Below are 19438 nucleotides of genomic sequence, written 5' to 3'. Positions count from 1 at the left end.
TCGTGGACCTGCGGACCGTGATTGCGGGATCAACGGTCTGGGCACCCGTGACCGGATGTCAATGCCCGCCACCCGAATGCCGTGCCGGTGCGCGGGAGTCGTCCCGGCGGCGCGGCGCGCGGTCCGGCAGGGCGCGAAGCTGGTCCACTGTGGCCGGTTCGATCACTCGTCCACTGTGGATCTCGGCAGCGCGGTCCGGGTTCGAACACCGGCTCGATGAAGGGGATTTCGTCCCGCGGTCACTCGCCCTGCGGTGCACCACCGCTGCTCATACGATGCCGGTTGCGCCTCCTGACCGACGGATAGGAGGAGGGTCGATGGTCCTGTCGCTGCCCGACGGCACGTTGTCCGGGGAGGAACCGAGCCACCCGAACGATGTCGCACGTTCGGGTGATTTCCCGCGCAGTGCGGCGGTGCTCGCGCGGATGCGGTCGGAGAACTTCCCGGTCGCCTCCCGGATCCTGCCGCGCGGCCTGCGACGGCACCTGCGCGCCCTCTACGGCTTCTTCCGCGTCGTCGACTTCGCCGGGGACGAGGCGCCGGGCAACCGCTACGCGCTGCTGGACCTGCTGGAGGTCGACCTCCGCCGCGCCTACCAGGGCGCCGCGCGCATCCCGATCCTGCGCCAGCTGACCGGCACCGTCACCGAGTGCGGCATCCCGTTCGACGTGCTGGTCAAGCTCATCGAGGCCAACCGGCAGGACCAGCAGGTGCGCCGCTACCAGACCTTCGAGGACCTGCTCGACTACTGCGCGTTGTCGGCCAACCCGGTCGGCGAGGCCGTGCTGCACGTCTTCGGCCGGGCCGAGCCCGCGCTCATCGAGCTCTCCGACCGCATCTGCAGCGCCCTGCAGCTGCTGGAGCACTGCCAGGACATCGCCGAGGACCACCGCCAGGGCAGGGTCTACCTGCCGACCGACGACCTGCGGCTGTTCGGCTGCACGGAGGAGGACCTCGTCGCCACCCGCGCCCCGACCCGGCTGCGCGGGCTGGTGAAGTACGAAGTGGACCGGGCGCGGCGGATGCTCGAGGCCGGGGCCCCGCTGGTCGGCCGCCTGTCCGGCACCGCCCGCATCGCCGTGGCCGGGTACGTGGCCGGCGGGCGGGCCACCGCGGCGGCCTTCGCCGCGGCCCACCACGACCCACTGGGGCACGGCGTGCGACCGAGCAAGCGGCGGACCTTCGCCGAGTGGGGGCGGTTGTTCGCGATGGGAGGCGCGTGGTGACCGGGTCGACGCGCGTCCGCGACGCCTACCTGGAGTGCGAGCGGATCACCCGGGAGCAGGCGCGCAACTTCTCCTACGGCATCCGCCTGCTGCCCGGCCCGAAGCGGCGGGCGCTGTCGGCGGTGTACGCCTTCGCCCGCCGCGTCGACGACATCGGCGACGGCGACCTGCCCCGCGAGGAGAAGCTGCGGCGGCTCGCCCAGGCACGCGCGGACGTCCACGCGGCGGGCACCGGCTCGAGCGACCCGGTGCTGGTCGCGCTCGCCGACGCGGCCACCCGGATGCCGCTGCCGCTGGCGGCCTTCGACGAGCTGATCGACGGCTGCGAGGCCGACGTGCGCGGTGCGCGCTACCGCACCTTCGACGAGCTGCTGCACTACTGCCGGTGCGTGGCCGGGTCCATCGGCCGGCTCTCGCTGGGGGTGTTCGGCGCGCAGGACCGGGCCACCGCCGAACGGCGCGCCGACGCCCTCGGCGTCGCGCTGCAGCTGACCAACATCCTGCGCGACGTCCGGGAGGACCAGCTCAACGGGCGCGTCTACCTGCCCGCCGAGGACCTGGAGCGCTTCGGGGTGCGCCTGGAACCGGGCGACGGGCTGGTCGAGGACCGGCAGCGCTGGGCCTCGCTCATCCGCTTCCAGGCCGCGCGGGCCGAGCAGTGGTACGGCGAGGGGATGCGCCTGCTGCCCATGCTCGACCGGCGCAGCCGCGCGTGCTGCGCCTCGATGGCGGGCATCTACCACGAGCTGCTGGCGCGGATCGCCGCCGACCCGGCGGCGGCGCTGGACCAGCGGACCTCGTTGTCGGGATGGCGCAAGGCCGGGGTCGCGGCACGTTCCCTGGCGGGGATGGCACCGTGAACCGCGGGCGCGTGGTGGTGGTCGGCGGCGGGCTGGCCGGGGTGACCGCGGCCCTGGACCTGGCCGAGGCGGGCTTCGCCGTCCAGCTGCTGGAGACCCGCTCGCGGCTCGGCGGCGCCACCTACTCCTTCCAGCGCGGCGAGCTGGTCGTCGACACCGGGCAGCACGTCTTCCTGCGCTGCTACACCGCCTACCGCGACCTGCTGCGCCGGATCGGGGCGCAGGACATGGTCAGCCTGCAGCGCCGCTTCGAGGTCCCGGTGCTCAGCCCCGGCGGCCGCGGCGCGCTGCTGCGCCGCTGGGACCTGCCGGCGCCCGGCCACCTGCTGCCCGTGCTGCTGGGGTACCGGCAGCTGAGCGCGCGACAGCGGGCGCGGGTGGCGCGGACCGCGACCGCCCTGCGCGCGCTCGACCCCGACGACCCCGCCCTGGACCAGCTCAGCCTCGGCGACTGGCTGCGCCGGCACGGGGAATCACCGCGCGCGGTGACCGCGCTGTGGGGACTGCTCGGCGTGGCAGCGCTCAACGCCGTCCCGGACGAGGCCTCGATGTCGCTGGCCGCCAAGGTCTTCCGCACCGGAGTGCTGGACCGCAGCGACAGCGCGGACATCGGCGTCCCGCGGGCCCCGCTGGCGCAGCTGCACGGCGAGGCCGCCCACCGGGCGCTGCGGGCCGCCGGCGCCGAGGTCCGCGTGCGGTGCCGCGCCCGGGCCGTCCGGCGCGCTGGAGCCGGCTACCGGGTGCTGGCCAAGGAAGGCGACCGCGGCCAGGAGTTCGCCGCGGACGCGGTGGTCGTGGCGGTGCCGCACCAGGCGGCCGCCGCGCTGCTCGCGGAACTGCCGGTGCCCGGGGTCGCGCAGTGGCGGCGGCTGTCGGCCGCGCCGATCGTCAACGTGCACCTGCACTACGACCGCCCGGTCACCGGGCTGCGGATGGCCGCCGTGCTGGACTCCCCGCTGCAGTGGGTCTTCGACCGCACCGCGGTCGCCGGGGCACCGCGGGGCCAGTACCTCGCGGTGTCGCTGTCGGCCGCCCACGAGCACCTCGACGTGCGCACCGCCGACCTGCGCGCGCGGTTCGTCCCCGCGGTGCAGCAGCTCTTCCCGCGCGCCCGCCAGGCGCGGCTGCTCGACTTCTTCGTCACCCGCGAACCCCACGCCACCTTCCGCCAGGCACCGGGCACCGCGGCGCTGCGCCCGGACTCCCGCACCCCGCTGCCGGGCCTGGTGCTGGCCGGGGCGTGGACGGGCACGGGCTGGCCGGACACCACCGAGGGCGCGGTGCGCAGCGGTGCGCGCGCCGCCGCGGTGGTGGCCGCGGACCTGCACCGGCGACAGAGCGTGGAGGTGACCGCATGACGACCGTCCTGCCGCCCGTCCTGCTCACCGCCCGGGAGGCGGTCGACCCCGTGCTGCGCGAGGCGATCGGCCGGCTCGACCCGGACACCCGCCGCGTGTGCGAGTACCACTTCGGCTGGCGCGGGGTGGACGGCACCGCGGAAGGGGGCGGTGGCAAGGCCCTGCGCCCGGCGATGGTGCTGCTGTCGGCGCAGTGCGCGCGCCCGCCCGGCGCCCCCGACCACGCGGTGGCCGCCGCCGCGGCGGTGGAACTGGTGCACAACTTCTCCCTGCTGCACGACGACGTGATGGACGGCGACACCTCCCGCCGCCACCGGCCCACCGCCTGGACCGTCTTCGGCAGACCCGCCGCGCTGCTGGCCGGCGACGCGCTGCTGTCGCTGGCCACCGAGGTCCTGCTGGGGTCCAGCTCCCCGCACGCCGCCGCGGCGGCCCGCGCGCTGTCGGCCACCACCCGCGTGCTCATCGCCGGGCAGGCCGCGGACCTGGACTTCGAGCACCGCGACCAGGTCTCGCTGGAGGAGTGCCTGCTCATGGCGCACGACAAGACCGCCGCGCTGCTGGCCTGCGCGAGCTCCATCGGCGCGCTCACCGCCGGTGCCCCGCAGGACACCGTGGTCGGCCTGCGCGCCTTCGGCACCGAGCTGGGGATGGCGTTCCAGCTGGTCGACGACCTGCTCGGCCTGTGGGGAGACCCGGAGGTCACCGGCAAGCCGGTGCTGTCGGACCTGCGCGCCCGCAAGAAGTCGGTGCCCGTGGTGCACGCGCTGAACTCCGGCACCAGCGCCGGCGACCGGCTGCGCGAGCTCTACGCCCAACCCGGACCGCTCACCGAGCAGCAGCTGCGCGAAGCCGCCGACATGGTGCAGCGCGCCGGTTCGGCGGACTGGACCCGCCAGGAGTGCCGGCGCCGGCTCGACGCGGCCGCTGAGCACCTGCCGCGCGGCCCGCAGGACGTCACCGAGGCGTTGACCTCACTCGCCGAGTTCGTCGTACGGAGGAAGCTTTGACCGACCAGTTGCAGCAGCCCACCCGCGCGGTGGTGGTCCCCGACCCGCGGACCGCGATGGTCGCCGCCCGCGACCACCTGCTGTCCCTGCAGCACCCCGACGGCTGGTGGAAGGGGGAGCTGGAGACCAACGTGACCATGGACGTCGAGGACCTGCTGCTGCGGCAGTTCCTCGGCATCCGCACCGCGGTGGAGACCGAGCAGGCGGCCCGCTGGATCCGCTCCCAGCAGCGGCGCGACGGCACGTGGGCCACCTTCCACGGCGGGCCGGGCGACCTGTCCACCACGGTCGAGGCCTACACCGCGCTCAAGCTGGCCGGGGACGACGTCGACGCCGAGCACATGGCCACCGCGCGCGCCTGGATCCTGGAGCACGGCGGGCTGGAGGCCACCCGGGTGTTCACCCGCATCTGGCTGGCGCTGTTCGGTGAGTGGTCCTGGGACGAGCTGCCCGCCATGCCCCCGGAGGTGGTGCTGCTGCCCAGCTGGTTCCCGCTCAACGTGGCGGACTGGGCGTGCTGGGCCCGCCAGACCGTGGTGCCGCTGACCGTGGTGTGCACGCTGCGGCCGCAGCGGGAGCTGGGCATCACGGTGCGCGAGCTGCGCACCGGCCGCCCCCGCCCGTCCACGCGCCCCGCGTGGTCCTGGAACTACGCGTTCACCGTGCTGGACCGGTTGCTGCACCGCTACCACCGGCGCCCGCTGCGCTCCCTGCGCCGGCACGCGATGCTGCGCGCCGCCGAGTGGATCGTGGCGCGGCAGGAGGCCGACGGCTCCTGGGGCGGCATCCAGCCCCCGTGGGTGTACTCGCTGCTCGCGCTGCACCTGCTCGGCTACCCGCTGGACCACCCCGTGGTCCGCCAGGGCCTGGACGGCCTGGAGCGCTTCCTGGTCCGGGAGCAGACCCCGGACGGCGTGGTGCGCCGGCTGGAGGCCTGCCAGTCCCCGGTGTGGGACACCGTGCTCGGCGTGCAGGCGCTGCGCGACGCGGGCGTGCCCAGCGCGCACCCGGCGCTGCGCCGGGCCACCGACTTCCTGCTGGCCGAGGAGATCCGCATCGAGGGCGACTGGTCGGTGCGCCGCCCCGACCTGCCCCCGGGCGGTGGCTGGGCGTTCGAGTTCGACAACGACCGCTACCCGGACGTCGACGACACCGCCGAGGTGCTGCTGGCGCTCAACCGCGTGGACCACCCGAACCGGGAGGCGGTGCAGGCCGCGATCGAGCGCGGAGCCCGCTGGCTGCGCGGCATGCAGTCGGCGGACGGCGGCTGGGGCGCGTTCGACGCCGACAACACCCGGCAGCTGGTGCGCAAGCTGCCGTTCTGCGACTTCGGCGAGGTGATCGACCCGCCCTCGGCCGACGTCACCGCGCACGTGGTCGAGGCGCTGGCCACGCTGGGCCACGACGACGAGGTGGTCCGGCGCGGCGTGACGTGGCTGCTGCGGCACCAGGAGAAGGACGGTTCCTGGTTCGGCCGCTGGGGAGCCAACCACGTCTACGGCACCGGCGCCGTGGTCCCGGCGCTGGTCAAGGCCGGGCTCACCCCCGAGCACCGGGCGCTGCGGCGCGCGGCGCGGTGGCTGGAGCGGCACCAGAACACCGACGGCGGCTGGGGCGAGGACCTGCGCTCCTACGACGACCCCGCGTGGATCGGCCGCGGCGACTCCACGCCGTCGCAGACCGGGTGGGCGCTGATGGCGCTGCTGGCGCTGGGGCGGCACCGGACCGACGCGGTCCAGCGCGGGCTGCACTACCTCGCCCGGACCCAGCGGGCCGACGGCGGCTGGGACGAGCCGCAGTTCACCGGGACCGGGTTCCCCGGCGACTTCTACATCAACTACCACCTGTACCGGGTGATCTTCCCGCTGACCGCCCTCGGCAGGTACGTCCGGGCGGGGGAGTGACGATGCCGGTACGTCTGGTGGTCTGCGCCCCGCTGCGGTGCGAGGCCCGCGCGCTGCGGGCGGCGCTCGGCCGCGAACTCGTCCACCGCACCGGTCCCGGCCCGCGGCGCAGCGCGCGCCGCGCCGCCGAGCTCGCCGCCGCGGACTTCGACCTGCTCGTGGTGGCCGGCCTCGCCGGCGGCGTCGGCGCCGGGATCCGCAGCGGCGACGTGGTGGTCGCCGACGAGGTCCGCGGCGAGGACGGGACGGTGCACTGCGACGCCGCCCCGGTGCTGGCCGCGGAACTGCACCGCGCGGGGTTCCCGGTCCGCTGCGGACCGGTCCTCACCACCCGGCACCTCGTGCACGGCCCGCAGCGGGCGGAGGCGGCCCGCACCGGCGCGCTCGCGGTCGACATGGAGTCCGCGGTGCTCGCGCGCGCCGCGGGCCCGCGGGGCACCGCCGTGGTGCGGGTCGTGCTCGACACCGCCGACCAGCCGCTGCTGAGCCCGGGTACACCGCGGCGGGCGCTGGCCGCGCTCGCCCGGCTGCACGCCGTCGGCGCCTGCCTGTCCCGGTGGAGCCGCACCGCGGCCCCGGAGAACCACCACGCACCCGAGGAGGTGTCTTGAATGGGCATCCCGCTGCGCCAAGCCGTCCGGGTCGGGGCCCACCTGCTCAAGCAGAAGCTGGCCCGCCGCGAGAAGTTCGCCCTGACGCTGGAGCTGGAGCCGCTGTTCGCCTGCAACCTCAAGTGCGCCGGCTGCGGCAAGATCCAGCACCCGGCGGACGTGCTCAAGCAGCGGATGCCGGTCGAGCAGGCCCTCGCCGCGGTGGAGGAGTGCGGCGCCCCGGTGGTGTCGATCGCCGGGGGCGAACCGCTGATGCACCCCGAGATCGACACCCTCGTCGAGGAGCTGGTCAAGCGCAAGAAGTTCGTCTACCTGTGCACCAACGCGCTGCTGCTGCCCCGCAAGATCGACCGGTTCCGGCCCTCGCCGTACTTCGCGTGGGCGGTGCACATCGACGGGCTGGAGGAGCGGCACGACGCCTCGGTGTGCAAGAAGGGCGTGTTCGCGCAGGCGGTGGACAACGTCAAGGAGGTCCAGCGGCGCGGGTTCCGGGTCACCACGAACTCCACGTTCTTCACCTCCGACACCCCGCAGTCGGTGATCGAGGTGCTGGACTTCCTCAACAACGACCTCCAGGTCGACCGGATGATGCTGTCCCCGGCCTACGCCTACGACAAGGCCCCGGACCAGGAGCGCTTCCTGGGGGTCGCCGAGACCCGCGAGCTGTTCGGCAAGGTCTTCGCCGACGGCCGCCGACGGCGGTGGCGGTTCAACCACTCGCCGCTGTTCCTGGACTTCCTGGAGGGCAAGGTCGACTTCCGCTGCACCGCGTGGGCCATCCCGTCGTACTCGCTCTACGGCTGGCAGCGGCCCTGCTACCTGATGAGCGACGGCTACGCCGCCACCTACCGCGAACTGCTGGAGGAGACCGACTGGTCGCGCTACGGGCGCGGCAACGACCCGCGCTGCGCCAACTGCATGGCCCACTGCGGCTACGAACCGACCGCGGTGCTGGCCACCACGGCGTCGCTGCGCGAGTCCATCCGGGCGCTGCGCAGCTGACGCTCAGCCGAACCGGCGGGCCAGCGCCCGGAACACCCCGGGCAGCGCGCCCTGCAACCGGGCGGGCACCGCCAGCCACCCGGGCACGAACACCTCCGCCCGGCCGCGCTGCACGCCCCGGACCAGCGCCGCGGCGACCTCCTCCGGGGCGAGCACGCGCGGGAACCGCCGGTCGTAGCGCCTGCCCGCGAAGAACGGGGTGCGCACCGCGCCCGGCAGCACCGTGGTCACCCCGAGGCCGTCGAGGCGGCGCAGGCTCTCGGCGAACGCCCGCACCCCGGCCTTCGTCGCCGCGTAGACCTCCTCGCCGCGGACCCCGACGGCCGCGATCGAGGAGACGAACACGACGTGGCCGCGCCTGCGCCGCAGCTCCGGCAGCACCGCGCTGGTCAGCAGCACCGGCGCGGTCAGGTTCACCGCGGTCAGCGCCTCCACCTGCTCGGCGGACATCGACGCCAGGTCACCGGACCACCCGATCCCCGCGCAGTGCACCAGCAGGTCCACCCGCCGTGCCGCGGTGACCACGCGGTCCAGCCCGGAGGCGTCGGTCAGCTCGGCGGCCAGGGCCAGCCCGCCCGTGCGCGCGGTGACCTGGGCCAGCCGGCGCTGGTCGCGGCCGACCAGCACCACCTGGCACCCGGCGGCGGCCAGTTCGGCCGCGGTGGCCGCGCCGATGCCGGAGGACGCGCCGGTGACCAGCGCGGTCCGCCCGCGCAGCGTCATCCCCACGTCGGCTCCTCCGAGCCCCCGTCGCTGCGGTCGAGCGCCCGCCGCAGCTGCTCGCCGCGCCGGGTCAGCACCACGATGCCGACGACGATGACCACCACCGCGACGAGCTCGCCGGTGAGGATGGCGGGGGAGGACTCGAGGGTCTCGCCGAGCCAGCTCACCCCGATCGCGGCCGCGACCAGCGGGTCCACCGTGGTGATCACCGCCAGCGACGGCGAGATCAACCGGCCGCGCTGGAAGGTCTGCTGGCTGAGCAGGAAGCCCATCGGCCCGATCACGCACACCGCGTACAGCGTCCAGTGCTGGAACGGCTCCACCACCCCGCCGGAGCGGACCTGCCCGGCCACCACCTTGATCAACCCGGCGGTCACCCCGTAGAACACGCCGGTGGCCACCGCCATGCCGATCACCCCGGCCTCACCGGGCACCAGCCAGGACGCCACCAGCGAGACCAGCACCAGCAGGCCGAGCGCCAGCGCCAGCGGCAGCACCGGCGCCCCGGTGAAGTCGCTGCTGTGCCCCGAGGGCCGGGCCAGCACCAGGAACGCCGACAGCCCACCGACGCAGGCCAGCCCGCCGAGCGCCAGCACCAGGTCCATCTTGCGGTGCGCCATCCACGCCGCGAACGCGGCACCGAACAGCACCGAGGTCACCAGCAGCGGTTGCACCAGCACCAGCGGCCCGAACGCCAGCGCCACCACCTGCAGCGACAGCCCGACGATCACGGTGAGGATGCTCAGCACCCAGATCGGCTTGCGGACCAGCGCCAGCAGCATCCGCGGGTTGAGGGTGCGCACCCGGGGCACCTGCTTGGTGACGCGGTGCTGGATCGCGCTGGCCAAGCCGAAGCTGGCCGCCCCGACGACCGCGGTCGGAACGGCGATGGCCAGCACCGTGGCGTCCGTGCTCACCGCGGATCACCTGCCCGCACTTCGGTGCAGACCGCGCGCAGGTGCTCGGTGAGCACCTCGGCGGGCGGGGCCAGTCCGGTGTCCGTGGTGACCCCGAACCCGATGCGGTCGCCCCAGCCGATCGCCCCCACCGCCAGTCCCACCCCGTCGGCCAGCGCCAGCACCGGCAGCACCCCGGCGATGCGCGCCGACCCGATGCGCGCCGGCCGGCGCTGCCCGGGCAGCACCGACACCACGGCGCTGAAGAACCGGCGGTGGTAGATCCGGCGCACCACCCAGGCGTGCAGCGGCGCGGGCAGCAGGCCCAGCGCGGCGAGCACGGCCGTGGCCGCGGCGGGTTGACCGGTCCGGTCCGGCCTGCCGAGCTCCGCGGCCACCGCGGCGAGCCGCTGCTCGACCGGCATCGGACCGACCGGCAGGTCCAGCGCCAGCGACGCGGTGTGGTTCCCCGGCGCCTCGGTGCCCACGCCACCCCGCCCGGTGCGCGCGGTGCGCGGCACCATCACCCGGAACCGCTGGCCCGGCGCCGGAGCGGGCAGCGCCCGGTGCAGCGCCTCGGCCAGCACCCCGAGCAGCAGGGCCGTGCTGCTCACACCGCGAGCCCGCGCGCACGCGCGGACCTCAGCGGCGGGCAGCTCCAGGCCGCTGAACGACCGGGCGGCCGTGCTGCGCCCGCTCCAGGGGCTGGCCGGTGCCGGACCGGCCGCGGCCAAGCTGACCAGTCCGCGCGCCACCGTCCCCGCGCGCCGGACCCACCTCGGCCGGTCCCCGCGGTCCGCAGCCGGCACCGGGTGCGGACCGTCGGTGAGCAACCGCAGCAGCGTGCTGGTGACCGCGACGCCGTCGCCGAGCGCGTGGTGCAGCTTCGCCAGGACCGACACCCGGCCAGACCCGGTCTCGCGCAGCACCTCCAGCTCCCACGGGGGCCGGTCGGTGCGCACCGCCGTGCGGAAGAACTCCTCGCGGGCCGCGGCCGCGGCGCGCTCGTCGCGGACCTCGCGGCAGCGCAGGTGGTCGGCGGGGTCGAGGGCCGCGTCCTGGACCCACTGCGGCCACCGGGCCCGGCGCCGCACCAGGCGCCGCGTGAGCATCGGCAACCGCCCGGCCCGCCGTTCGATCCGGTCGGCGAGGAGCTCGCACCAGTCGTGCGCGGAGCGGTCGTCGCCCTCGAGCAGCAGGACGGCACCGGTCTGCTGCGGCACCACGGGTGTGGTGGCGTGGGCGAAGAAGGCGTCCTGCGGCCGCAGCGGCCGGCGACCGCGGTGCCGGGGGAGGTGCGCCAGCGCGGCGACCTGGTCGTCGAAGTCCGCGACCTGGCAGTGCTTGAGCGCCTGGTGCTCCCGCTGCGCGAGCTCCTCGGGTGCGGCGACCCAGCGGCGCAACGTCGCGGTCAGGTCGTCCGCGCGCGGGCACAGCTCGGCCAGGCCCGCGTCGGCCATCAGCTCGGCGTTGGCCCGCCCGTGCCCGGCGATGGGCTCGAACATCACCACCGCCCGCCCGCACGCGAGCGCTTCCAGCGCCGTCGCCCCGCCCGCGTTGGTCACCACGACGTCCGCGCAGGCCACCAGCGCCGGCATGTCCTCCACCCAGCCCAGCGCGACCAGCCGGTCCTCGGCGCGGCCGGCGAACCGCTGCCGCAGCGCCTCGTTGCGCCCGCAGACCACCACGACCTGACCGACCCCCTCCACCCGCAGCGCGGCGTCCACCGCCCGCTCCACCGAACCGAACCCGAGCGAGCCGCAGGACAGCAGCACGGTGAAGCCCGACTCGTCGAGCCCGAGCCTGCGGCGCGCGGCACCCCGGTCGCCGGGCCGGAACGCCGAGACCACCGGGGGCACGCACACCGCGCCCACCGCGTCCGGTTCGGCCCGCCGCATCTCCCGCAGGCTCGCCTCGCTCATCACGTAGTGCAGGTCGATCTCGGGGTAGACCCAGAACGGGTGCGGGGAGAAGTCCGAGACCACGGCCGCCACCGGGACGTCGAGCCCACCACGGCGGCGCAGCCAGTCCAGCCCCGCGGTCCCGAGCGGGTAGGTCGACACGACCAGGTCCGGGTCGTGCTCGTCGATCGTGCGCCGCAGCGCCCGCCCGCTCCAGGCGCCGACGAAGCGGCGCGAGGCGTTGGCGAACCACCGGTACCGCCACAGCGAGTCGTAGAAGAAGTCGTACAGCCACGGGGTGGACTCGACGTTGGTGACGTAGATCCAGTTGAACGCGGCGGGCACCCAGCGGCCCATCGCGCGCAGCGCGTCCACCCAGCCGACCTCGCACCCCGGCCAGACCCGGCCGGCCGCTTCGGCCACGGCCCGGCCGGTCGCATTGTGCCCCTCACCGATGGTCGCGCTGATCAGCAGCACTCGACGCGGCTCGACGGTCACGCGGCTGGATTCCCTTCGCCCGGATCGTGCCCCCGAAGGCTAACGTGACCAGCCCGTTCCGGCCGCTCGAAGCGCCCGCACCGGCGGTGTTCCGGGGAGATCGCGTCTGGTTCCCTGGTCGTGGCCCCAGTGGGGCGGTGACCGGAGGAGGAGCGCGACATGCGCGTGGTGGTCGTCGGCAGCGGCATCGCCGGTGCGGCAGCGGCGTACGAGTCGGCCCGGGCCGGGGTCGAGGTGGTCCTGGTGGACTCACCCGCGCCCGGCCGCGCGACCTCGGCGGGCGCGGGCATCATCTGCCCGTGGTCGTCCCGGGTGGACGACCCGGACTGGCTGCGGATCGCGACCGCCGGGGCCGAGCACTACCCGGAGCTCGTCGCGGCGCTGGCCGCCGACGGCGAGACTGATCTCGGCTACCGCCGGGTGGGCGCGCTGCGCCTGGTCTCGCGGGCCGAGGCCGACGAGGCGGTGGAGCACGTGGCGCGGCGGGCCGCGGGGTCTGAGGTGGCCGGTGCGGTGGAGCTGGTCGACGCCCGGCGGGCGCGGGAGATGTTCCCGCCCCTGCGGCACGACGGCCCGGCGGTCCACATCCCCGGGGCGGCGCGCGTGGACGGCCGGGCGGTGCGCGATGCGCTGCGGCGCGCGGCGCTCCGGCGCGGTGCCCGGCTCGTCAACGGCACCGCCTCGGTGGTCGCCGACGGCGCGGTCCGCGGTGTGCGCGTCGGCGAGGAGTTCGTCGGGGCGGACGCCGTGGTCGCCGCCGCCGGGGCCTGGTCACCGCAGCTGCTGGAGCCGCTGGGCGTGCGGGTCCGGGTGGCGCCGCAGCGCGGCCAGATCGTGCACCTGCGGCTGCCCGGCGTGGACACCACCCGCTGGCCGGTCGTGCTGCCGCGCACGCGCCACTACCTGCTGGCCTTCGACGACTCCCGGGTCGTGGTGGGCGCGACCCGCGAGGACGGAACCGGCTTCGACCACCGGGTCACCGCCGCCGGGGTGGCGGAGGTGCTCGGCGAAGCGCTGGCCGTGGCACCCGGGCTGGCCGACGCCACGCACGTGGAGACCCGGATCGGGTTCCGCCCGGTGGGCCCCGACGACCGCCCGCTGCTCGGCGCGGTGCCGCAGGTCGCCGGGTTGGTCGTGGTCAACGGCCTGGGCGCCTCCGGACTGACGGTCGGCCCCTGGGCGGGCGCGGTCGCGGCCCGGCTGGCCCGCGGCGCCGCCCCGGGGATCGACCTGACGCCCTACGACCCGGTGCGGTGAGCGACGGGCCCGTGGTGGCCGACCTCCCGGACGGTGCCGTCGGTGAGCCGGTAGCACAGCCCGACGACCGCGCAGCGTCCCGCCTCGACCTCCTTGGCCAGCAACGTGGACCGCTCCAGCAGCAGGTCGGTGGTGCGCTGGATGTGCACGTCGACGATCTCGTCGACCTCGGTCTTGCCGTCGGCGCGGGCGGCGAGCACGCTCGGCGTCACCCGCTCCACGATGTCGCGCAGGAACCCCGGCGGTGCCGAGCCTTCCATCACGGTCTGGCGGGCCGCGGTCACCGCGCCGCAGGAGTCGTGGCCGAGCACGATCACCAGCGGCGCGCCGAGCACACCGACGCCGTACTCGATGCTGCCCAGCACCTCCGGGCCGGTGATCTGACCGGCGGTGCGCACCACGAACAGGTCACCGAGGCCGCGGTCGAAGATGATCTCGGCGGCCAGCCGGGAGTCGGAGCAGCCGAACAGCACGGCGAACGGGCGCTGGCCCGGGGCCAGCGACGCGCGGTGGTCGGCGTCCTGGTTCGGGTGCTGGACGTCGTTGTGGACGAACCGCCGGTTGCCCTCCAGGAGCATCTGGAAGGCGGCTGCGGGGGAGGGTGGTGGTTCGGGCACGCGAGCACGCTACCGCAGCCCGGCTCGCACCGACGCGTCCGCAGGCTCCGATGTGGTCAGATGAGAGCAGCGCCACTCGAGTCGACGCATCGAGTGAAAACCGGCGCCACGGACCGGTGATTCCCCCTGCGCGGCCGCCCAGCGCAGGCGCGTTGGTGGGTCGCGGGGCTCCGGGGCGCCGCGTAGTCTCACCAGCGGTGGGACGTTCCAGACCCCAGCGCACGAGGGCGCTGGACCGTGCTGGGGCCGTCGAGCTCCCAGCCGCCGGTCCGGGAGACGACCGGCACCGCGCCGCTGGCGCAGAGGTCTGGGCGACACCCTCGCGGGCTGTCCGTGGACCGGGCAGCACCGGTGCCGTTCGCGGTGCGCGTGCCGACGGACCGGCGGCCGGGCCGCTGAGGGGAGCCACCAGTCGGCTGGTCGGTGGTGGGACGGGCGAGGGGGCTGCCTCACCACCGACCCGCCTCAGTTCACGCAGGGGATCCCGTCCGCGGTGATCGTCCCGGGATCCGGTGGGGTGCTGGTGCTCTGCTGCCGGGCCGGGCCGTCGAGCGCGACCGCGGCAGGCGGGGCGAACCGCGGTGCCCCGGGACCCCGGTAGTCGCTGCCGAGGAGCACCTGGACGCGACCACGCGGCAGGGACGCGTCCCGCTCGGTGGGCAGCCCGCCGAGCAGCGCGGCGACCTGGTCGGCGGTGGCCGCGGCCCCCGGCGCGTAGCGGACCACTGAGGACGCACGGGCCCCGGTGTTGCCTGCCCGGCCCACCTCCACGCCGCGACCTGACAGCTCCGAGCGCACCCGCTTGGCCAGGCCCGGGTTCCGCGTCGCGTTGAGCACGTCCACCGTGGCCGGCCCGGCGACCTCGGACGGCGGCGGTGGTGCCGCGGAGGGGTCGGTGCTGCGGGTGACCGCCGCGCGGACCGCGCGCGGGTCCACCAGGATCGCCTGGCCGTCCGGGGTGTCGTGGTCGGCGTCCTCGATCGGGATGGTCGTGAACCGGACCGCGCCCCCGGCCAGCCCGCGCATCCGCTCGGCGAAGGCCAGCACGTCCCAGTCGCGGTCGAGCACCACCGAGTCCTGCACCGAGTCGATGAGCTCCTGCAGCCGCGCCGGGTTGGCCAGCACCCCGCCGGAGAGCATCGACTGCGTCAGCCCGGACAGGAAGGCCTGCTGGCGCACCACGCGGTCGAGGTCCCCGCGCGGCAGCCCGTGCCGCTGCCGGACGAAGGCCAGCGCCTCGGGGCCGGAGATGGTCTGCGGCCCGGCGCGGAAGTCCGCTCCCGAGTAGCTGTCCCGCGTCGGCGCCCGCAGGCACACCGGGACGCCGCCGACGGCTTCCGTGATGCGGGCGAAGCCGAGCAGGTTGACCTCGGCGTAGTGGTCGATCGACACGCCGGTCAACCGCTCGACGGTGCGCACCAGCAGCTTGCGGCCGGCGTCGTCGCCCTCGCGCGCCAGCTGCGCCGGGTCGGTGGTGCCGCGCCGGGTCGCTTCCGCGATGGCGGCCTGCTTGCCGCGGGAGTACGCGGAATTGATCTTGTGCTGCCCGTGCCCGGGGATGGACACGTAGGAGTCGCGGGGGAAGGAGAACCCGGCCGCGCTGGAGCCGTCGTTGGGGATGTGCAGCAGGATGATCGTGTCGGTCAGCGCCGCGTCGTTCGCCCCGGCGTGCAGCTCGCGCAGCACCTCCGCGGGCAGCGGCTTGCCGTGCGCGTCGGTGCGGCTGTCCATGCCCACCAGCAGGATGTCGGTGGCCCCGTCGGCCCCGGCGCCGTCGGTGACGTCGCTGGTGGCCAGCCCGTTGAGCAGGTCCCGGTAGTGGCTCCAGCCGTACCCGGTCACCGCCAGCACGAGCAGCGACAGCACCGTCACCGCGACGCGCGCCCCGGAACCCGGCCGCCGTGCGACCGGTCGGCGCGGCGGGTGCGGGCGGCGGTCGGGCGTCCTGGTCTGGGGCGGCACGGTCCCTCCGGCGGAGTGGTCCAGGCGGTGGGGCATGATCCGCCTCAGGGTCTCACCGTTCGCGGCCGCGAGCAGATCATCCGATCGCGGCGTGTTCCGGCGACGCGCCGTGATCACCTGGTCGTGACCGGCGCTAGTCCTCCTCGGCGGCGCCGGGCAGGTCGCTCTTCCGGATCCGGTAGACCTGCAGCAGGGTGTCGTAGTACTTCGTCGTCTCGCCGACCCACTCCATGCCGATGCGCTGCGCGGTGGAGATCGCCCGCGTGTTGTCCGGGCGGGTCAGCGCGAACACCGCGTCGATGTCGTAGGTGAAGGCCCAGCGCAGCAGCGCGGTCGCGGCCTCCGTGGCGTAGCCGTGGCCCCACGCCTCGGGGCGCAGCTGCCAGGTCAGCTCGAGGTCGTGGTCGTAGGGCGGCAGCATCCGCAGCACCAGCCCGCCGACCACGACGTCGTCGGACCGGCGCTGCATCGCCCACCGGCCGGTCGGTGGGACGAGGTTGGGCTGCGCCTCGGTCCACGCGTGCACCACGGCACGCATCGCGGCGAGGTCGGCGACGTTGGAGACGGCCGGGGTGAGCCACTCGGTCACCTCTGGTCGGCCGTAGAGCGCCAGCGCGGCCTGCACGTCGGAGTCGCTGGTCGTCCACTCGCGGATGACCAGTCGCTCGGTGGTCAGCGGAGGCATGGCGGTCCTCTCCTTCGCGCCGAGGGAGAACCTCTCGATTCTAGGGCGGTCGCTGCCCGTCGGCGGGTCGACGAGCAGCGACCGTTTCGTGGGCTCTGTGGCTTCAGTGTAGAGCGAAATCAATCCCCCGCGGCGCGGACAGGGGGCCGAGGCACGCGGCCGGTCAGTGCAGGGCGGGGAGCGGCTCCAGCCGCCCGTCGGCGTCGAACTCCCAGTCGCGGGGCTCCCCGAGCGCCGTCAGGTCCGGGTGGTCGGCGACCTCCTGCGCGTAGGCCTCGGAGACCTCGATGCGCGGCATCGTCAGGGTGTTGCGGATGCGCACCACCTTCGCCGGGCGGTCGTGCGGGCCGCGGGACATGTGCAGCGCCGCCACGATCGCGTCCCGGTCGTTGGCCAGCGCCATCGGGATCCGGGCGCCGTCGGGCACCCCGGAGGTCAGCGAGTTGGTGTAGAAGGAGCCGAAGTCGATCTGGTCCAGGCAGCGCTGGGTCGTCACGTCGGCCATGCCGAGCCCGCAGGCGTTGCCGCCGGTGTGCTCGGTCAGCCCCAGCACCACCACGCGCTTGATCGGCACGGTCCGGAAGTGCTCGGAGTTGACCGGGGCGCGGCCGGTGATGTTGGGGTCCATCCCGGCCCCGCTGATGTCCTTGCCGATCTCGTCGACCACCAGCACGTCGATGTCGGACACCAGCAGCTTCGGCATCAGCCGCTTGGCCTCGACCAGCAGCTCCGCCTCGCGCTCCAGCAGCACGTCGGTGGGCACCAGCTCCAGCCGGGCCACCTGCTCGTAGGCGTTCTCCACCACCGCCATGCCGAACTCGACCGGCACCACCCGCAGCGCCGCCTCGGCCACCGCTGGGATGAGGGAGTGGAAGTTCTCGAAGCCGTGCGCGTGCAGGGTGGTGGCCCCGCGGTGCTTGCCCAGCCCGATGGCGATCATCTTGGCCAGGCCGCTCTCGTGGGTGCCGCGGAAGTCGGTGTGCGGCTTGACGCGGCCGAGCACCACGATCCCGTCGGCCTGCGCCGCCTCGGCGTCGATGTGCACCGGCGTGCCGTCCGGCAGCTCGGTGACCACGACGGTCTCCATGGACGACACGATCGGCGCACCGATGCGCTCCTCGGTCACGCCGTACTCGGCGAGCACCTTCCGCTGGCCGGCCGCCGTCCCCCCGCCGTGGCTGCCCATCGCGGGCACCACGAACGGCTTGGCGCCGCAGCCGGCCAGCGCGTCGACCAGGGTGGCGACGATCCGGTCGAGCTGGGCGATGCCGCGGCTGCCCGCGGTGATGGCGATCCGCTTGCCGCTCACCGGGTGGGTGCGGTCGTGCTCGGCGACCTGGCTGCGGATGGTGCCCTCGAGGTCCTCGACCACCGTCGAGGCGAACCGCTGCTCGACCGGGATCATCCTGGGCAGCTCGATGTCGCCTCCGACCAACCGGACCGCATCGACGTTGAACATGCAGCTGATCCTTCCCCCGCGCTGACCCGCGGTCGGCTCGATGACCGCGCGAATATGCCACGTCGAACGGGCGCGCGGAAGCCCTCGCGGGCTCCAGTGTGGACAGCGGTGCGGCCGGACCGCGCTGCTGGAGCCGGCGAGCGCGACACGTAAGCTGTCCGCGTGTCCGTCAAGCGTCCCGGCCCCGTGCGGTGGTTGTCCTACCAGTTCGGCGGCCGCCTGCCCGAGCAGTACCGCGACTGGGTGCTGCACGACGCCACCTGCCGGACCTGGGTGCTGAGGGTGGTGGTCCGCGGGCTGGTCCAGGTCGCGCCGCTGGGGATCGTGCTGTTCGCGGCGCTGGGCCTGCTCGGCGGGGCGTGGCCGATCGCGGCCGGGGCCCTGCTGCTGGGGCTGCTCGTGGTGGTCCGCATCGTGCTGACCAACTCGGTGGACAGCGTCGACGCGCGGCTGGTCCGCTACGGCTTCCCGCCCGGCCACGGCTCGGCCGTGCGCCGGCAGCGCGACGCCGACGCCGCCGCGCGCTACGCAGCGGTCTGGCGGCAGCAGCCACCGGAGTGACCGCCCTCACCCGGTGCGCACCACCGCCACCGGGCACGGGGCGTGGTGCAGCACACCACCGGCCACCGAGCCGAGCAGCAGCCCGGCGAACCCGCCGCGCCCGCGGTGGCCCACGACCAGCAGCTGCGCGTCCTCCGCGACCGAGCACAGCGCCTCGACCGGGTGCTGGTTGGCCACGTGGCGGTGCACCCGCACGTCGGGGTGCTCGGAGCACCAGCCCGCGAGCTGCTCGGCGAGGTGCAGGTCGGCGCGGGTGCGGATCTCCTGCGGGTCCAGCGGCGGGTAGACCCCGGCGGTGAAGTGCGCGTCCGGCAGGGCCTGCACCGCCACGAGCCCGGCGCGCCGGTCGGCCGCCCAGCGGAAGGCGTGCCGCAGCGCCACCTGGCTGCCCGGCGAGTCGTCCACCCCGACGGTGACCGGCCCCTCCGAGCGGGGCGTGCCGCGCACGACCACCACCGGGCAGCGGGCGTGCGTCGCCACCGAGGTGCCCACCGAGCCGAGCAGGGCCTCGCGGAACACCCCGTGCCCGTGCGAGCCGACGACGAGCACCGACGCGCCCTCGCTGCGCCGCACCAGCTCCTGGGCCGGGTGGCCGGCGGCGACCTCGGCGAGGACGGCCAGCCCGGGGTGCGCCCGGCGGCACCGCTCGGCCGCGTCGTCGGCGTCGACCTCGGCGCGCGCTTCCCGGGACGGGGCGTCGTTGACCAGCACCACCTGCAGCGGTCGCCCCACCCGCGCCGCTTCGTCGGCAGCCCACAGCGCGGCCCGCAGCGACGGCGGCGAGCCGTCCACGCCCACCACGACGGGCCTTGCCCCGGCCATCGGCTCCCCCCACGGTGCCAGTGCGCGCCCGCGTGACCGGCAGCACCCGAGCGCACGCGCAGCGACCTGCGCCTTTAGTATCGCCA

17 protein-coding genes are annotated in these 19438 nt (G+C 75.1%); 9 read left to right on the top strand and 8 right to left on the bottom strand.

Going from position 1 to position 19438, the window contains the following annotated elements:
• Window positions 1-317 precede the first annotated feature (317 nt).
• From hpnC to hpnH, 7 genes are read left to right on the top strand one after another with little or no spacing between them, the layout of a single operon-like run.
• Window positions 318-1226: a squalene synthase HpnC gene (gene hpnC, locus HNR68_RS16775; RefSeq protein WP_179722246.1), complete on the top strand. Its 909-nt coding sequence runs from the start codon at window positions 318-320 to the stop codon at window positions 1224-1226.
• Entirely contained in the window at window positions 1220-2086 is an 867-nt protein-coding gene (hpnD, locus tag HNR68_RS16770) for a presqualene diphosphate synthase HpnD (protein ID WP_380574564.1), read from the top strand. Before hpnC ends, hpnD begins: the two co-directional genes overlap by 7 nt.
• Complete coding sequence (gene hpnE / locus HNR68_RS16765) at window positions 2083-3444, top strand: hydroxysqualene dehydroxylase HpnE (RefSeq protein WP_343050192.1); 1362 nt, start codon at window positions 2083-2085, stop codon at window positions 3442-3444. The genes hpnD and hpnE overlap by 4 nt, the downstream gene beginning before the upstream one ends.
• The gene (locus HNR68_RS16760; RefSeq protein ID WP_179722237.1) at window positions 3441-4454 is read left to right on the top strand and encodes a polyprenyl synthetase family protein; all 1014 of its coding nucleotides are present in this window, start codon (window positions 3441-3443) and stop codon (window positions 4452-4454) included. Before hpnE ends, HNR68_RS16760 begins: the two co-directional genes overlap by 4 nt.
• Window positions 4451-6358, top strand: a complete 1908-nt coding sequence (gene shc, locus HNR68_RS16755; protein WP_179722234.1) for a squalene--hopene cyclase — start codon at window positions 4451-4453, stop codon at window positions 6356-6358. The genes HNR68_RS16760 and shc overlap by 4 nt, the downstream gene beginning before the upstream one ends.
• 2 nt (window positions 6359-6360) lie before the next feature.
• The gene (locus tag HNR68_RS16750; RefSeq protein WP_179722231.1) at window positions 6361-6969 is read left to right on the top strand and encodes a phosphorylase family protein; all 609 of its coding nucleotides are present in this window, start codon (window positions 6361-6363) and stop codon (window positions 6967-6969) included.
• Window positions 6970-7971: an adenosyl-hopene transferase HpnH gene (gene hpnH, locus HNR68_RS16745; RefSeq protein WP_179722228.1), complete on the top strand. Its 1002-nt coding sequence runs from the start codon at window positions 6970-6972 to the stop codon at window positions 7969-7971.
• A gap of 3 nt (window positions 7972-7974) precedes the next feature.
• On the opposite strand, the gene HNR68_RS16740 is transcribed toward hpnH, so the two are convergent.
• From HNR68_RS16740 to HNR68_RS16730, 3 genes are read right to left on the bottom strand one after another with little or no spacing between them, the layout of a single operon-like run.
• Entirely contained in the window at window positions 7975-8694 is a 720-nt protein-coding gene (locus tag HNR68_RS16740) for an SDR family NAD(P)-dependent oxidoreductase (RefSeq protein WP_179725133.1), read from the bottom strand.
• Window positions 8691-9611 carry a DMT family transporter gene (locus HNR68_RS16735; RefSeq protein WP_343050191.1) on the bottom strand — a complete coding sequence of 307 codons (921 nt, stop codon included), beginning with the start codon at window positions 9609-9611 and terminating at the stop codon, window positions 8691-8693. Before HNR68_RS16735 ends, HNR68_RS16740 begins: the two co-directional genes overlap by 4 nt.
• Window positions 9608-11989: a wax ester/triacylglycerol synthase domain-containing protein gene (locus HNR68_RS16730; RefSeq protein WP_179722225.1), complete on the bottom strand. Its 2382-nt coding sequence runs from the start codon at window positions 11987-11989 to the stop codon at window positions 9608-9610. Before HNR68_RS16730 ends, HNR68_RS16735 begins: the two co-directional genes overlap by 4 nt.
• 159 nt (window positions 11990-12148) lie before the next feature.
• Between HNR68_RS16730 and HNR68_RS16725 the strand changes: the two genes are divergently transcribed.
• Window positions 12149-13246 (top strand): NAD(P)/FAD-dependent oxidoreductase, encoded by a 1098-nt coding sequence (locus HNR68_RS16725; protein ID WP_179722222.1) that lies wholly within the window; start codon window positions 12149-12151, stop codon window positions 13244-13246.
• Here HNR68_RS16725 and HNR68_RS16720 read toward each other — a convergent pair.
• The 4 genes from HNR68_RS16720 to HNR68_RS16705 all read right to left on the bottom strand — a co-directional run bounded on the left by HNR68_RS16720 (window position 13228) and on the right by HNR68_RS16705 (window position 17969).
• On the bottom strand, window positions 13228-13863 hold the full coding sequence (locus HNR68_RS16720; RefSeq protein WP_343050190.1) for a carbonic anhydrase: 636 nt from the start codon (window positions 13861-13863) through the stop codon (window positions 13228-13230). The genes HNR68_RS16725 and HNR68_RS16720 overlap by 19 nt on opposite strands.
• Window positions 13864-14328: 465 nt before the next feature.
• On the bottom strand, window positions 14329-15861 hold the full coding sequence (locus HNR68_RS16715; RefSeq protein ID WP_179722219.1) for an LCP family protein: 1533 nt from the start codon (window positions 15859-15861) through the stop codon (window positions 14329-14331).
• 97 nt (window positions 15862-15958) lie between these two features.
• Window positions 15959-16510, bottom strand: a complete 552-nt coding sequence (locus HNR68_RS16710; protein ID WP_179722216.1) for a GNAT family N-acetyltransferase — start codon at window positions 16508-16510, stop codon at window positions 15959-15961.
• A 163-nt stretch (window positions 16511-16673) separates the two neighbouring features.
• Window positions 16674-17969, bottom strand: coding sequence for a nickel pincer cofactor-dependent isomerase, group 22 (locus HNR68_RS16705; protein ID WP_179722213.1), 1296 nt, complete (start codon window positions 17967-17969; stop codon window positions 16674-16676).
• 162 nt (window positions 17970-18131) lie between these two features.
• On the opposite strand from HNR68_RS16705, the gene HNR68_RS16700 reads away from it, so the two are divergent.
• Window positions 18132-18530, top strand: a complete 399-nt coding sequence (locus HNR68_RS16700; protein WP_179722210.1) for a DUF5313 family protein — start codon at window positions 18132-18134, stop codon at window positions 18528-18530.
• Window positions 18531-18536: 6 nt separating this feature from the next.
• On the opposite strand, the gene HNR68_RS16695 is transcribed toward HNR68_RS16700, so the two are convergent.
• Window positions 18537-19352, bottom strand: coding sequence for a universal stress protein (locus HNR68_RS16695; RefSeq protein ID WP_179722208.1), 816 nt, complete (start codon window positions 19350-19352; stop codon window positions 18537-18539).
• Between the last annotated feature and the right edge of the window lie 86 nt (window positions 19353-19438).

It is taken from the genome of Saccharopolyspora hordei (assembly GCF_013410345.1).
In the GTDB taxonomy this organism is placed as follows: Bacteria; Actinomycetota; Actinomycetes; order Mycobacteriales; family Pseudonocardiaceae; genus Saccharopolyspora; species Saccharopolyspora hordei.
This window is presented reverse-complemented; position numbering and strand designations above follow the sequence as displayed.